The 13,011-nt window shown below is 65.2% G+C and carries 12 protein-coding genes; 11 read left to right on the top strand and 1 reads right to left on the bottom strand.

Annotation, left to right across the window (positions count from 1 at the left end; all coding sequences use genetic code 11):
- The first annotated feature begins 8 nt into the window (after positions 1-8).
- Positions 9-1,010: a delta(1)-pyrroline-2-carboxylate reductase family protein gene (locus FUT88_RS06660; protein ID WP_147214322.1), complete on the top strand. Its 1,002-nt coding sequence runs from the start codon at positions 9-11 to the stop codon at positions 1,008-1,010.
- A 204-nt stretch (positions 1,011-1,214) separates the two neighbouring features.
- Positions 1,215-1,943 carry an OmpW/AlkL family protein gene (locus tag FUT88_RS06655; RefSeq protein ID WP_147214321.1) on the top strand — a complete coding sequence of 243 codons (729 nt, stop codon included), beginning with the start codon at positions 1,215-1,217 and terminating at the stop codon, positions 1,941-1,943.
- Positions 1,944-2,007: 64 nt separating this feature from the next.
- Here FUT88_RS06655 and FUT88_RS06650 read toward each other — a convergent pair whose 3' ends face one another.
- Positions 2,008-2,220 carry a heavy-metal-associated domain-containing protein gene (locus tag FUT88_RS06650; RefSeq protein ID WP_147214320.1) on the bottom strand — a complete coding sequence of 71 codons (213 nt, stop codon included), beginning with the start codon at positions 2,218-2,220 and terminating at the stop codon, positions 2,008-2,010.
- 146 nt (positions 2,221-2,366) lie between these two features.
- Between FUT88_RS06650 and FUT88_RS06645 the strand changes: the two genes are divergently transcribed.
- From FUT88_RS06645 to FUT88_RS06605, 9 genes are all read left to right on the top strand, one after another.
- Positions 2,367-4,589, top strand: coding sequence for a heavy metal translocating P-type ATPase (locus FUT88_RS06645; protein ID WP_147214319.1), 2,223 nt, complete (start codon positions 2,367-2,369; stop codon positions 4,587-4,589).
- Positions 4,586-5,053 (top strand): Cu(I)-responsive transcriptional regulator, encoded by a 468-nt coding sequence (cueR, locus tag FUT88_RS06640; RefSeq protein WP_147214318.1) that lies wholly within the window; start codon positions 4,586-4,588, stop codon positions 5,051-5,053. The genes FUT88_RS06645 and cueR overlap by 4 nt, the downstream gene beginning before the upstream one ends.
- A gap of 75 nt (positions 5,054-5,128) precedes the next feature.
- Positions 5,129-5,998 carry an alpha/beta hydrolase gene (locus FUT88_RS06635; RefSeq protein WP_147214317.1) on the top strand — a complete coding sequence of 290 codons (870 nt, stop codon included), beginning with the start codon at positions 5,129-5,131 and terminating at the stop codon, positions 5,996-5,998.
- Positions 5,999-6,064: 66 nt separating this feature from the next.
- Complete coding sequence (locus tag FUT88_RS06630; RefSeq protein WP_147214316.1) at positions 6,065-7,699, top strand: GMC family oxidoreductase; 1,635 nt, start codon at positions 6,065-6,067, stop codon at positions 7,697-7,699.
- A 251-nt stretch (positions 7,700-7,950) separates the two neighbouring features.
- Positions 7,951-8,721 (top strand): ABC transporter ATP-binding protein, encoded by a 771-nt coding sequence (locus FUT88_RS06625; protein WP_147214315.1) that lies wholly within the window; start codon positions 7,951-7,953, stop codon positions 8,719-8,721.
- 112 nt (positions 8,722-8,833) lie between these two features.
- The gene (locus tag FUT88_RS06620) at positions 8,834-9,574 is read left to right on the top strand and encodes an ABC transporter ATP-binding protein (protein WP_015855954.1); all 741 of its coding nucleotides are present in this window, start codon (positions 8,834-8,836) and stop codon (positions 9,572-9,574) included.
- Between the two features lie 75 nt (positions 9,575-9,649).
- Positions 9,650-10,858, top strand: a complete 1,209-nt coding sequence (locus tag FUT88_RS06615; protein WP_027678828.1) for an ABC transporter substrate-binding protein — start codon at positions 9,650-9,652, stop codon at positions 10,856-10,858.
- 80 nt (positions 10,859-10,938) lie between these two features.
- Positions 10,939-11,823 carry a branched-chain amino acid ABC transporter permease gene (locus FUT88_RS06610; protein ID WP_147214314.1) on the top strand — a complete coding sequence of 295 codons (885 nt, stop codon included), beginning with the start codon at positions 10,939-10,941 and terminating at the stop codon, positions 11,821-11,823.
- A 14-nt stretch (positions 11,824-11,837) separates the two neighbouring features.
- The gene (locus FUT88_RS06605) at positions 11,838-12,824 is read left to right on the top strand and encodes a branched-chain amino acid ABC transporter permease (RefSeq protein ID WP_147214313.1); all 987 of its coding nucleotides are present in this window, start codon (positions 11,838-11,840) and stop codon (positions 12,822-12,824) included.
- Positions 12,825-13,011 lie beyond the last annotated feature (187 nt).

The following is a 13,011-nucleotide window of genomic DNA, read 5'->3' as shown; positions in this document are numbered from 1 at the left end:
GGAGCCCGATGCTGGAGACCCTCGACGCTGCCACCACGGCAGCCCGCCTGCCTTACGCTGCGTTGGCCGATGCCATCGCCCAGGTGTTGCGCGATGCACGCGCAGGCCGCGCCCAAGCGCCGGCGCGTCTTGTGATGCCCGTGGCGGGCGGCGGCAGTCTGCTGCTAATGCCGGCGTCCAATGCCGACATCGCCATCACCAAGTTGATCACCGTGCACCCGCACAACCCTGGCCAAGGCTTGCCAGCCATTCACGGCGAGGTCGTGGTGATGGATGCCCGTACCGGCGAGCGCCGGCTGATGCTCGATGGCCCGACCGTGACCGCGCACCGCACCGCCGCCGTGTCGTTGCTGGCGGCGCGCTTGCTGGCACCTGAGCCGGCGGGGGATCTGCTGCTGATCGGGGCCGGAGCCCAAGCGCGTGCGCACCTGGAAGCCTTCCGCTTCGGGCTGGGCACGCGACGCGTCACCATCGTCGCGCGCACGGCTGGCAGCGCCGATGGGCTGGCGTACTACGCACGCGCTCTGGGCATGGACGCCACCGCGCTGGCAGGCGGTGATGCGGCCGGCGTGGCGGATGCGGCCCGCGCGGCATTGCCGCAGACGTCGCTGGTGATTACCGCCACACCGTCCTCGCAACCGGTGCTTCCTGACTTGGGCGATCCAGGGCAACCTGCGGGCTATGCGTGGGGCGCACATCACTTCATCGCCGCCGTTGGCGCGTTTCGGCCCGACATGGCCGAGCTGCCGCCGCGCCTGTGTGTGCACGCCGCGGCGGTTGATCGCCTATATGCCGACACCCTTGTCGACCTGGAAGCCGAGGCTGGCGACCTGCTGCAGGCTGGCGTGCCGTGGTCGCGTGTGCGGCCGTTACAACAGTGCGTCGACGCGCCGCCGGACACACTTACGCAGCCCGCGCCGGTGTCGCCGGTGGTGTTCAAAAGCGTCGGCAGTGCCCTGTGGGATCTTGCCGCGTGCGTGCTCGCGCTGTCCAAGTCCAGGTCTGTTTAAAAATCGGGCATGTGCCGAAGACGCCCGCTGCAGGCCGATGGAGCGCGCCGCTTGTAACAGAAAACCTCTAGAAAAAGGGTTCTAGCCAAGGCAATCACACGGGATAATGGCCATCCCTTCCACCTGGGAGGAGACGTAGAACGCACCGCAAACGTATGAAATGCGTTTGTATCGGATGCGTCTGACACAGGAGCACATACAGAGATGGCCTATAAAAAAGCACTGGCGGCCGCCGCCGGGATGATCCTCGCCACCGCCGCACACGCACAGGCTGCCGGCAGCAACATCGTCAGCCTCGGCTGGTTCCGCGTGATGCCGAATAGCTCGAGCGACCCGCTGTTCGTCAACAGCGTTGGCGGCGCACCCGTCAATCAATCGGTGCCGAACACCGGCGCGAAGATCAAGGAAGCCGACACCGTCGGTCTCGCCTTTACACACTTCTTCACCGACAACATCGCCGTCGAACTGGTGGGTGGTCTGCCGCCGCGCCACAAGATTGAAGGCACCGGCTCGTTCTCCGGCTATGGCGAAATCGGTTCGGCCAAGCAATGGAGCCCGGCCGTGCTGGCCAAGTGGTACTTCTTCAGTGCGGACAGCAAGTTCCGTCCGTATGTCGGCGCCGGCCTGAACTACACGTGGTTCTCCGACGAGAAGATCACCAGCAGCGCTTTCCAGAACCAGGTCCTGGGCCGCGGCACGCCGGGCAGCAAGAGCAATGTGACGACCGACAGCTCGCTGAATCCGGTGCTGAACGTGGGCGCGACCTACGCCATCACCAAGGATTGGTTCGTTGGCTTGTCGGTGTCCTATCTGCCGCTGAAGACCACGGCCAAGATCGACACCACGCTGATCAACGGCGTGCACATCCAGAGCGAAGCGAAGATCAAGATCAACCCGGTCGTGACCTTCCTGAACGTCGGCTACCGCTTCTAAGCGCTTCCGCGCAAACAAAAAGGCGTGCCACAGCGGCACGCCTTTTTTGTTGCCACCGCCCGGCTCAGGCGGAAGCTTTGACCGGGTAGCCGGCTTGCTCAATGGCAGCCTTGACCGCATCGGCGCCGGCGCCGCTGGTGACGGCCACGGTCTGCTTGTCGAGGTCGACCTGCACATTGGCGCCGGCATCGACCTGCTGCACCGCCCGCGTGACGGCCGATACGCAGTGGCCGCAGCTCATGCCCGTCACGGAAAAGGTCGTGGAAGACGTCGTCATGGTTGGCTCCTGAAAGAGGGAAGGGTGAATCACGGCAGCAGTATGAACCTTCCCATCGTGGGAAGCGCAAGCGTAAAATGGCGCTTGACCTTACCAAGATGGGAAGGTCTAGGCTGACTGCCATCTCCTTCAAAACGGACGCTTCCATGACTGCCGCCAGCCTTGCCGACGTGGCCTCTACCGATCTGGAGATCAGCGGGATGACCTGCGCCGCCTGTGCGGGCCGCGTCGAGCGTGCCCTCCGCGCCGTGCCGGGCGTGACCGAAGCGAGCGTGAATCTCGCGACCGAGCGTGCCCGCGTACAGGGCGGTGCGGCCCGCGATGCGCTGGTCGCCGCCGTCACCGCTGCCGGCTATGAGGCGCGCGTCGCTTCCGACGAAACTGCCGCGCCCGCTGCTGCCGAACCCGACTTCTGGGACGGTGCCGGCCCCGTGTGGATTGCCGCCGCGCTGTCTGTGCCGCTGGTGTTGCCGATGATCGCCGGCTGGTTCGGCGGCGACTGGATGCTGCCGGCCTGGGTGCAATGGCTGCTGGCGACGCCGGTGCAGTTCGTCATTGGTGCGCGCTTCTACAAAGCGGGCTGGAAGGCGCTCCGTGCGGGCGCCGGCAATATGGATCTGCTGGTGGCGCTTGGCACGTCGGCGGCGTATGGGCTGTCGCTGTGGCTGTGGTGGCGCGCCGGGGCGGAGGGGATGCACCACGCGCCGCACCTGTACTTCGAAAGCGCCGCCGTGGTCATCACGCTGGTGCGGCTCGGCAAGTGGCTGGAAGTGCGTGCCAAGCGCCAGACTGCCCAGGCCATCCGCGCTCTGCAGGCGCTGCGCCCCGACACCGCTCGCGTGCGCGGTGCCGACGGCACGCTGCGCGATACCCCCGTCGCCCACGTGCGCGTCGGCGATGTGGTGTCCGTGCGCGCCGGTGAACGCATCCCCGTGGATGCGGTGGTGCTGGAAGGCGCGAGCCACGTCGATGAATCCATGCTGACCGGCGAAAGCCTGCCCGTGCCCAAGCGCGAAGGCGACCGCGTGACCGCCGGTGCCATCGCCACCGACGGCGTGCTGCTCGTGCGCACCACGGCCATCGGCGCAGACACGATGCTCTCGCGCATCATCCGCCTCGTAGAAGACGCGCAGGCCGCCAAGCCGCCGATCCAGCAACTGGTCGACCGCGTGAGCGCCATCTTCGTGCCGGCGGTCCTGGTGGCGGCGTTGCTGACGCTGGCGGGTTGGTTCATCGCTGGCGCGGGTTGGGAGACGGCCATCGTGAACGCCGTCGCGGTGCTGGTGATCGCTTGCCCGTGCGCGCTCGGCCTTGCCACGCCGTCCGCCATCATGGCCGGCACGGGTGCGGGCGCGCGGCGGGGCATTCTCATTGCCGATGCGCAGGCGCTGGAGCGCGCCCAACAAGTCGATTTCGTCGTCTTCGACAAGACGGGCACGCTTACCGTCGGCCAGCCGCGCGTCACGGCGGTGGAGGCGGCACCCGGCATTGACGCCGACACGCTGCTCGACCAGCTTGCCGCGCTGCAGGCCGAGAACACGCACCCGCTGGCACAAGCCACGCGCGACTATGCCAAGGAGCGCGGTCGCGCTGTCACGCCCGCGCAATCGCCCGAAGTGCTGGCCGGACGCGGCACGCGCGGCATCGTGAATGGCGCGTCGCTGCAACTCGGCAACGCGCGGTGGATGGATGAACTGGGACTCGATCGCAGCGCATTGCAAGCGCGCGCCGATGCGCTGGAGGCGCAAGGCAACACCGTCTCGTGGCTTGCGCAGCGTGACGAAAGCGGCGTGCAGCTGCGCGGGCTGATTGCCTTTGGCGATGCGCTGAAGCCCGGCGCGAAGGAAGCCGTGTCCGCGCTGCAGGCGCGCGGCGTGCGCACCGCGCTTGTGACTGGCGACAACGCTGGTGCGGCGCGCAGCGTGGCGCAGGCACTTGGCATCGATGAAGTGGCCGCGCAAGTGCTGCCGCAAGACAAGGCCGCGCGCGTGACGGCATGGCAGAAGGGCGGCCATGTGGTGGCGATGGTCGGCGATGGCATCAACGACGCGCCGGCGCTGGCTGCGGCCGATGTCGGCATCGCCATGGCCACAGGCACCGATGTGGCGATGCAGGCCGCCGGCATCACGCTCATGCGCGGCGAGCCGCGTCTGGTGAGCGACGCGCTGGACCTCTCGCGCCGCACCGTCGCCAAGATCCGCCAGAACCTGTTCTGGGCGTTCATCTATAACGTGGTGGGCATTCCGCTGGCGGCATTCGGCTTGCTGAACCCGACATTTGCCGGCGCGGCCATGGCGTTCTCCAGCGTGAGCGTGGTCACCAATGCGCTGATGCTGCGCCGCTGGCGCGCCACCGGAGACAACGCATGACGCGCACTCATCTCGTCGACAAAGGACCGGTCAACATTGGCGAGGCCGCGAAGGCCAGCGGCGTGTCGGCCAAGATGATCCGTTACTACGAAAGCATCGGCCTGCTGCCGCCGAGCCCGCGCACCGAAGGCAACTACCGCATGTACGACGCGCGGGCGTTGCATGTGCTGCGGTTTATCCACAGGTCGCGCTCGCTGGGTTTCTCGCTGGAAGAGATTCGCACGCTGCTGTCGTTATGGAACGACCGCGAACGCGCCAGCGCCGACGTGAAAGCCGTGACCCTGCGCCACGTGGCCGACCTCGATGCGCGCATCAGCGAGCTGCAAAGCATGCGCGACACGCTCATGACGCTTGCCAACGCCTGCCACGGTGATGACCTGCCTGATTGCCCGATCCTCCAGCGCGTGGCCGGCGAGGACGGGGAAGGCGGCCCCGACTCCGACCCCGACGCCTGCTGCCACTGACGGGCCGCTCTATTGACGCAGATTGCGGCAGGCGGCGTCTATGCCACAATCTGGCAACCCAAGGAGGAGACGCCGATGACGCAAGCCCCCGCTCAGGTCACCGCCCATCCAGCGCTGGAAAGCCGCCAGCGCATGAAGGACGGCACTGAACTGCTGGTCCGCACGTGGTTGCCCGTGCCCGACATGGGCGAACCTCGCGGTACCGTCATCCTCGTTCACGGCATGGCCGAACACAGCGGCCGCTATCCACATGTGGCCAAGGTGCTCACCGACCTTGGCCTGCGCGTACGGGCCTTCGACCTGCGCGGCCACGGCAAGAGCGGCGGCCCGCGCATGGCGCTCGACGCGCAAGACAACTACCTCACCGATCTCGCAGAAATCGTCGATGCCGTCGTCGCCGAATGGCACGAGATGCCGTTCGTCCTTGGCCACAGCATGGGCGGGTTGATCGTCGCGCGCTTCACCACCGCGCGTATCCGCCCCGTGCGTGGCGTGCTGCTGTCATCGCCCGCGTTGCGCGTGAAATTGCCGCCCGGAACGGGCATCGTGCGGGGGATTCTCTCCGCCATCGCGCCGCGGTTGCCGGTGCCCAATCCCGTTGATCCGGCCAAGCTTTCGCACGATCCCAGCGTCGCTGCCGCCTATCGTGCAGACCCGCTGGTGCAAAGCACGATCAGCGCATCATTGCTGGAGTTCATGCTCAATGCGATCACGCAGGCGCAGCAGGATGCGCCGCGCCTGGAAGCGCCGATGCTGCTGATGGCTGGAGGCGCGGATGCGATTGTCGATCCCTCCGGCAGCCGCGATTTCTATGCGAATGCGCCGGAAGATTTGCGGACGTTGGCATGGTTCGACAACGGGTATCACGAGATCTTCAACGAAGCCGAACCGCTGCGTAGCGAGGTATTTGGAAAGATGACGGAGTGGCTGGCTTCGCGGATTTGATTTGAAGTGAATTGGTTGCACCATAAAAACAAAAACCAATAACACCAAGGAAAGAAGCACGGAGACATGGACACCTACGACTACATCATCATCGGCGCAGGCTCCGCAGGCTGCGTCCTCGCCAACCGGCTGACCCGCGACCCCGACGTTTCGGTCCTGCTGCTCGAAGCGGGCGGCAAGGACGATTACCACTGGATCCACATCCCCGTCGGCTATCTTTATTGCATCGGCAATCCGCGCACCGATTGGCTGTATCGCACGCGCGAAGAGCCCGGGCTGAACGGCCGCTCGCTGGGGTATCCGCGCGGCCGGGTGCTGGGAGGCTGCTCGTCGATCAACGGCATGATCTACATGCGCGGCCAGCGCGAGGATTACGACGGCTGGGCGGCCATCACCGGTGATGATTCCTGGAAGTGGGATGCGGTGCTGCCGCTGTTCAAGGCCAGTGAAAACCATCACGGCGGCGCGAACGAATGGCACGGCGCGAGCGGCGAATGGCGCGTCGAGCCGCAACGCCTGCACTGGCAGGTGCTGGAGACCTTCATCGAAGCGGCTGTGCAAGCGGGCATCCCGCGCACGAGCGACTTCAACCGCGGCGACAACTTCGGCGTCGGTTACTTCGAGGTCAACCAGAAGCGCGGTATCCGCTGGAACACGGCCAAGGGTTTTCTGCGCCCGGCGTCGCAGCGGCCCAACCTGACCATCGTGACGGGCGCGCAGGCGCGGGCGCTGACGTTTGACGGCAAGCGCTGCACGGGCGTGACGTATCGCGGGGCAGGACAGGACTACACCGTGGCCGCGCGCGAAGAGGTGATCCTGTCAGCGGGCGCGGTCAACTCGCCGCAATTGCTGGAGCTGGCCGGCATTGGGCAGCCGGAGCGTCTGCAGGCGCTCGGCATTCCGGTGCGCCAGGCGTTGCCGGGCGTCGGAGAAAACCTGCAGGACCACCTGCAGCTGCGCAGCGTGGTGAAGGTGAACGGTGTGCCCACGCTCAACACGCGCGCCTCCAACTGGTGGGGCAAGGCCCTCATCGGCATGCAGTACGCGTTCAATCAGAGCGGGCCGATGAGCATGGCGCCCTCGCAGCTCGGCGTGTTTGCGCGCTCGAATCCGCATGTGTCGCGGCCCGATGTGGAATACCACGTGCAGCCGCTGTCGCTCGATAAGTTCGGCGATCCGCTGCACGCGTTCAATGCGTTTACCGCGAGCGTGTGCAACCTGCGGCCTACGTCGCGCGGCACGGTGCATGTCACGTCCGCCGATCCGTTTGCGGCGCCGGCCATCGCGCCGAACTACTTGTCCACAGAGGAAGACCGCAAGGTCGCGGCCGATTCGCTGCGGCTCACGCGCCGCATCGTCGCGCAGCCGGCCTTGGCGCAATACAAGCCCGAGGAGTATCTGCCCGGCTCGGCGTTCCAGACCGACGAAGAACTCGCGCGCGCGGCCGGAGAAATCGGCACGACCATCTTCCACCCGGTCGGCACGTGCCGCATGGGCCGCGCCGACGATGCAAACGCGGTGGTCGATGCGCAGCTGCGCGTGCGCGGCATCGACGGCCTGCGGGTGGTGGACGCCTCCGTCATGCCGACGATTACCTCGGGCAATACCAACTCGCCGACGATCATGATTGCGGAGAAGGCCAGCGAGATGATCCGTGCGGCGCGCAAGGCCCGTGCCCGCGGCGAGGCCGTGGCAGCCTGACGCCGGTCCCGCTGGCGAAGCCGTTGACACGGGCATGACACACCGCCCGTGTCCACTGGATGCGCAATCCGCATTGCCCCGATACGTAACTCTACGTAACCCTCCCGCGTGAGCCGGAAAGCCAATACCGGTGCGGGTTTCCGGGGCGTAAGCGGGGTGTAATCGTCTCGGTAAAAACCCCGATGTTTTGCAACGCAACAGCCGTTGACAATCATCCGCACCATAAAAAGGGCGGGAGACAAGAGGGAATCATGGCGCAGGACATCATTCTCGAAACGCGCGGACTGACCAAGGGCTTCAAGGGCTTTACCGCCGTGTCCGACGTCAACCTGCGCGTGCAGCGTGGGTCCATCCATGCGCTCATCGGCCCGAACGGTGCCGGCAAGACGACCTGTTTCAACCTGCTGACCAAATTCCTGGTGCCCACGCGCGGCACGATTCTGTTCAACGGTGTCGATATCACATCGGAAAAGCCGGCACAGATCGCACGCCGCGGCGTCATCCGCTCGTTTCAGATCTCCGCCGTGTTTCCGCATCTGACGGTGATGGAAAACGTTCGCGTCGGGCTGCAGCGGCAGCTCGGTACGGCGTACGCGTTCTGGCGCAGCGAGCAGTCGCTCAACAAGTTGAATGCGCGCGCGATGGAGCTGCTCGAACAGGTGGGCCTGACGCAGTTCGCGCATACCGTGACGGTGGAGCTGCCCTACGGCCGCAAGCGCGCGCTGGAGATTGCGACCACGCTCGCGATGGAGCCCGAGCTGATGCTGCTCGACGAGCCCACGCAGGGCATGGGCCACGAAGACGTGGACCGCGTGACGGAGCTGATCAAGCGCGTCGCACAGGGCCGCACGATCCTGATGGTCGAACACAACATGAACGTGGTGTCGTCCATCGCCGACAAGATCACGGTGCTGCAGCGCGGCCAGATCCTGGCCGAAGGCCCGTACGAAGAGGTCTCGAAGAACCCGCAGGTGATGGAAGCCTATATGGGCACCGCCGATGCGGCGCTGGAAGGCCATTGAAGCTGTTGACGCTGTTGAGGCCACTGATCGACGCTGATCGATCACGCGACGCGGCTGCATGCCGCGTATCAAACGTAAGCGAACGCTAGACCCGAACACACGAGAACACTGCATGAGCACGCCCGCGCTCCAGATCAAGGACCTGCACGCCTGGTACGGCGAATCGCACATCCTGCATGGTGTCGACCTGACCGTGAACCGCGGCGAGGTGGTCACGCTGCTCGGCCGCAACGGCGCGGGCCGCACCACCACGCTGCGCGCCATCATGGGCCTGGTGGGCACGCGCAAGGGCTCCATCGTCGTGCACGACGCAAGCGGCCAAGGCGTGGAAACGATCGACCTGCCGACGCACAAGATCGCCCACTGCGGCATCGGTTATTGCCCCGAAGAGCGCGGCATCTTCTCGAGCCTCTCGTGCGAAGAGAACCTGATGCTGCCGCCGGTGCTGAAAGGGCAGGTGGCCAAGACCGGCAATGCCGGCATGAGCATCGACGAGATCTACGAGATGTTCCCGAACCTGGCCGAGCGCCGGCAGAGCCAGGGCACGCGCCTGTCGGGCGGTGAGCAGCAGATGCTGGCGGTCGGGCGCATCCTGCGCACGGGCGCGAACCTGCTGCTGCTCGACGAGATTTCAGAAGGCCTTGCGCCGGTGATCGTGCAGGCGCTGGCCCGCATGATCCTGATGCTCAAGAAGCGCGGCTACACGGTGGTGATGGTGGAGCAGAACTTCCGCTTCGCCGCGCCGCTGGCAGATCGCTTTTATGTGATGGAACACGGCCGCATCGTCGAGCGTTTCGAGGCGGCGCAACTGCAGGACAAGATGCCGGTGCTGCACGAACTGCTCGGCGTGTAAGACGTTTTCCCGATCGACTTGCAAGACCCATGCGCCAGCGTGATCCGCGGCGCGCACGACACAGGAGACAAGACCATGACACTCAAGAAGCTGGCTGGTGCATTGATGGCGGTAGGGCTGGGCGCGGCGGCATTCGGCGCGCATGCGCAGGTGAGCGGCGACAAGGTGAAGATCGGCTACATCACGGATCTCTCGGGTCTGTATGCCGACATCGACGGGCAGGGCGGTGTCGAGGCGGTCAAGATGGCGATCGAGGATGCGGGCGGCAAGGTGCTGGGCAAGCCGATCGAACTCGTGACGGCCGATCACCAGAACAAGGCCGACATTGCCGCATCGAAGGCGCGTGAATGGATGGATCAGCAAGGCCTGGACATGCTGCTGGGCGGCACGAACTCCGCCACGGGCCTGGCGATGAACAAGGTGGCCTCTGAGAAGAAGCGCGTGTTCATCGACATCGGTGCGGGCACGGCGCGCCTGACCAACGAAGAGTGCACGCCGTACACGATCCACTATGCATACGACACGGTGGCGCTGGCCAAGGGCACAGGCAGCGCGGTGGTCAAGCAGGGCGGCAAGTCGTGGTTCTTCCTGACCGCTGATTACGCCTTCGGCCATTCGCTGGAGAACGACACCACGGCCGTGGTGAAGGCCAACGGCGGCACGGTGGTGGGTTCGGTCAAGCACCCGCTGTCGGCGTCGGATTTCTCGTCGTACCTGCTGCAGGCGCAGTCGTCTAAGGCGCAGATCCTGGGCCTGGCCAACGCCGGCGGCGACACGATCAACTCGATCAAGGCCGCCAAGGAATTCGGCATCACCAAGTCGATGAAGATCGCCGGCCTGCTGATGTTCATCAACGACGTGCACAGCCTGGGTCTGCAGACGGCCGAAGGCCTGTTGATGACCGACAGCTGGTACTGGGACATGAACGACGCCACGCGCAAGTTCGCCAACCGCTACTTCATGAAGATGAAGAAGATGCCGAGCAGCCTGCAGGCGGCGGATTACTCGGCGGTGTCGAACTACATCAAGGCCGTGGCCGCTGCCGGCACGGACGATCCGGACAAGGTCATCGCGCAGCTCAAGAAGACCAAGATCGACGACTTCTACACGAAGGGCACCATCCGCCAGGACGGCCGTGCCATCCACGACATGTACCTGCTGCAGGTGAAGTCGCCGGCCGAATCGAAGAAGCCGTGGGACTACCTGAAGGTCGTGGCGACGATCCCGGGCGAGCAGGCTTTCACCACGCCGGCCGAGTCGAAGTGCTCGCTGATGAAGAAGTAAAAGCGTAGGCAATCCGGCGCCGCCGTCCGTGTGGAGGGCGGCGCCATCAACGTTGTGTTGGCGTTCTTCTCCTGACCGCGATGGAAATTTTCGGCGTTCCGCTACCAGCCATGCTCAGCCAGCTGTTGCTGGGTCTGGTCAACGGTTCCTTCTATGCGATGTTGAGCCTGGGCCTTGCGGTCATCTTCGGGCTGCTCAACGTCATCAATTTTGCGCACGGGGCGCTGTTCATGCTGGGCGCGGTGCTCACGTGGATGGGCTTCTCGTACCTGGGCGTGCCGTACTGGGCGATGCTGGTGCTCTCGCCCCTGGTGATCGGCCTGCTGGGCGTGGTGATAGAACGCACGCTGCTGCGGTTCATCTACAAGCTCGATCACCTCTATGGCTTGCTGCTCACGCTGGGCGTGACGCTCGTCATCGAGGGCGTGTTCCGCGCCATTTACGGCGTCTCGGGCTTGCCCTATGACACGCCCCAGCTGCTGCAGGGCGCCACCGACCTCGGCTTCATGATGCTGCCCAACTATCGCGCGTGGGTGGTGGTGGCGTCGCTGGCGGTGTGCTTCGCCACGTGGTTCATGATCGAGAAGACAAAGCTGGGCGCGTACCTGCGCGCCGGCACCGAGAACCCGAAGCTGGTCGAAGCCTTTGGCGTGAACGTGCCGCTGATGGTCACGCTCACCTACGGTTTTGGCGTGGCGCTGGCGGCGTTTGCGGGCGTGCTGGCGGCACCAGTCATCCAGATCTCGCCGCTGATGGGGCAGAGCATGATCATCACCGTGTTTGCGGTGGTGGTGATCGGCGGCATGGGGTCGATTCTCGGTTCGATCGTCACCGGGCTGGGCCTGGGCGTGATCGAGGGGCTGACCAAGGTGTTTTATCCACAGGCGTCGTCCACCGTGGTGTTCGTGATCATGGTGCTGGTGCTGCTGGTGCGTCCGGCGGGCCTGTTCGGTAAAGAGAAATGAGCGGCGCGGCCAACATGACCAACTCTTCTTCCCTCAAATACGTCCTGTACGGCTTGCTGCTGGTGGCACTGATTGCCGCGCCGCTGGTGGGCGCCTATCCGGTGTTCGTCGCCAAGCTGCTGTGCTTCGTCCTGTTTGCGTCCGCGTTCAATCTGCTGCTGGGCTACACGGGGCTGCTGTCGTTCGGGCACGCGGCGTTCTTTGGCGGCGCGGGCTACGTGGCCGGCTACATGATGCGCGACTTGCACGTCACGCCCGAGCTCGGCTTGCTGGCCGGCACCGCGGCCGGCGCGTTCATCGGCCTGATCGTGGGCCTGCTCGCCATCCGCCGTCAGGGCATCTACTTCGCGATGATTACGCTGGCGCTGGCGCAGATGCTGTACTTCTTCTGCCTGCAGGTGCCGTTCACCGGCGGCGAAGACGGCCTGCAGGGCGTGCCGCGCGGCAAGCTGTTCGGCGTGCTCGACCTGTCGTCGGACCTGACGCTGTATTACGTGGTGCTCGTGATCGTGGTCGCGGCGTTCCTGCTGATCGTGCGCACGATCCACTCGCCGTTCGGGCAGATCCTCAAGGCGATCAAGGAGAACGAGCCGCGCGCCACGTCCCTCGGCTACGACACCGATCGCTTCAAGCTGCTGGCCTTCGTGCTGTCGGCGGCGCTCACGGGCCTGGCCGGCTCGCTCAAGACGCTGGTGCTCGGCTTCGAGACGCTCACCGATGTGCACTGGTCGATGTCCGGCTCGGTCATCCTGATGACGCTGGTGGGCGGCCTCGGTATCCTGTCCGGCCCGCTGCTGGGCGCCGCGCTGGTGATCGCGCTGGAAAACAAGCTCGGCGACATCGGCAGCTTCCTGGCCGGCGCTACCGGCATCGACGGGTTCAATATCCTCGGCGAATCGGTCACCACGGTGACGGGCGCGATCTTCGTGATCTGCGTGCTGACGTTCCGCCGCGGCATCATGGGCGAAATTGCGGCGCGCGTGCCTTGGTTGCGGCGTTGACGCCACAATGCGCGAAGATACCGGTAAATTTCACCCGAACGGCTGAACTTGGTGCCTCATGCACCGTAAGGGTTTGCTCTAGTTGCTGCATTGCGGTGCATCTTTTACAGTCGCGTTACGGTTTTCGCACGAGATAAATGAGGCGGGAGCGAGGAGACGACAGCACACACCGCATGTACGGTGGAGA

The organism is Ralstonia sp. TCR112 (assembly GCF_007997035.1).
Lineage (GTDB): Bacteria > Pseudomonadota > Gammaproteobacteria > Burkholderiales > Burkholderiaceae > Ralstonia > Ralstonia edaphi.
Note: the sequence above shows the minus strand (reverse complement) of the source record. Positions and strands in the feature narration are given on the sequence as shown.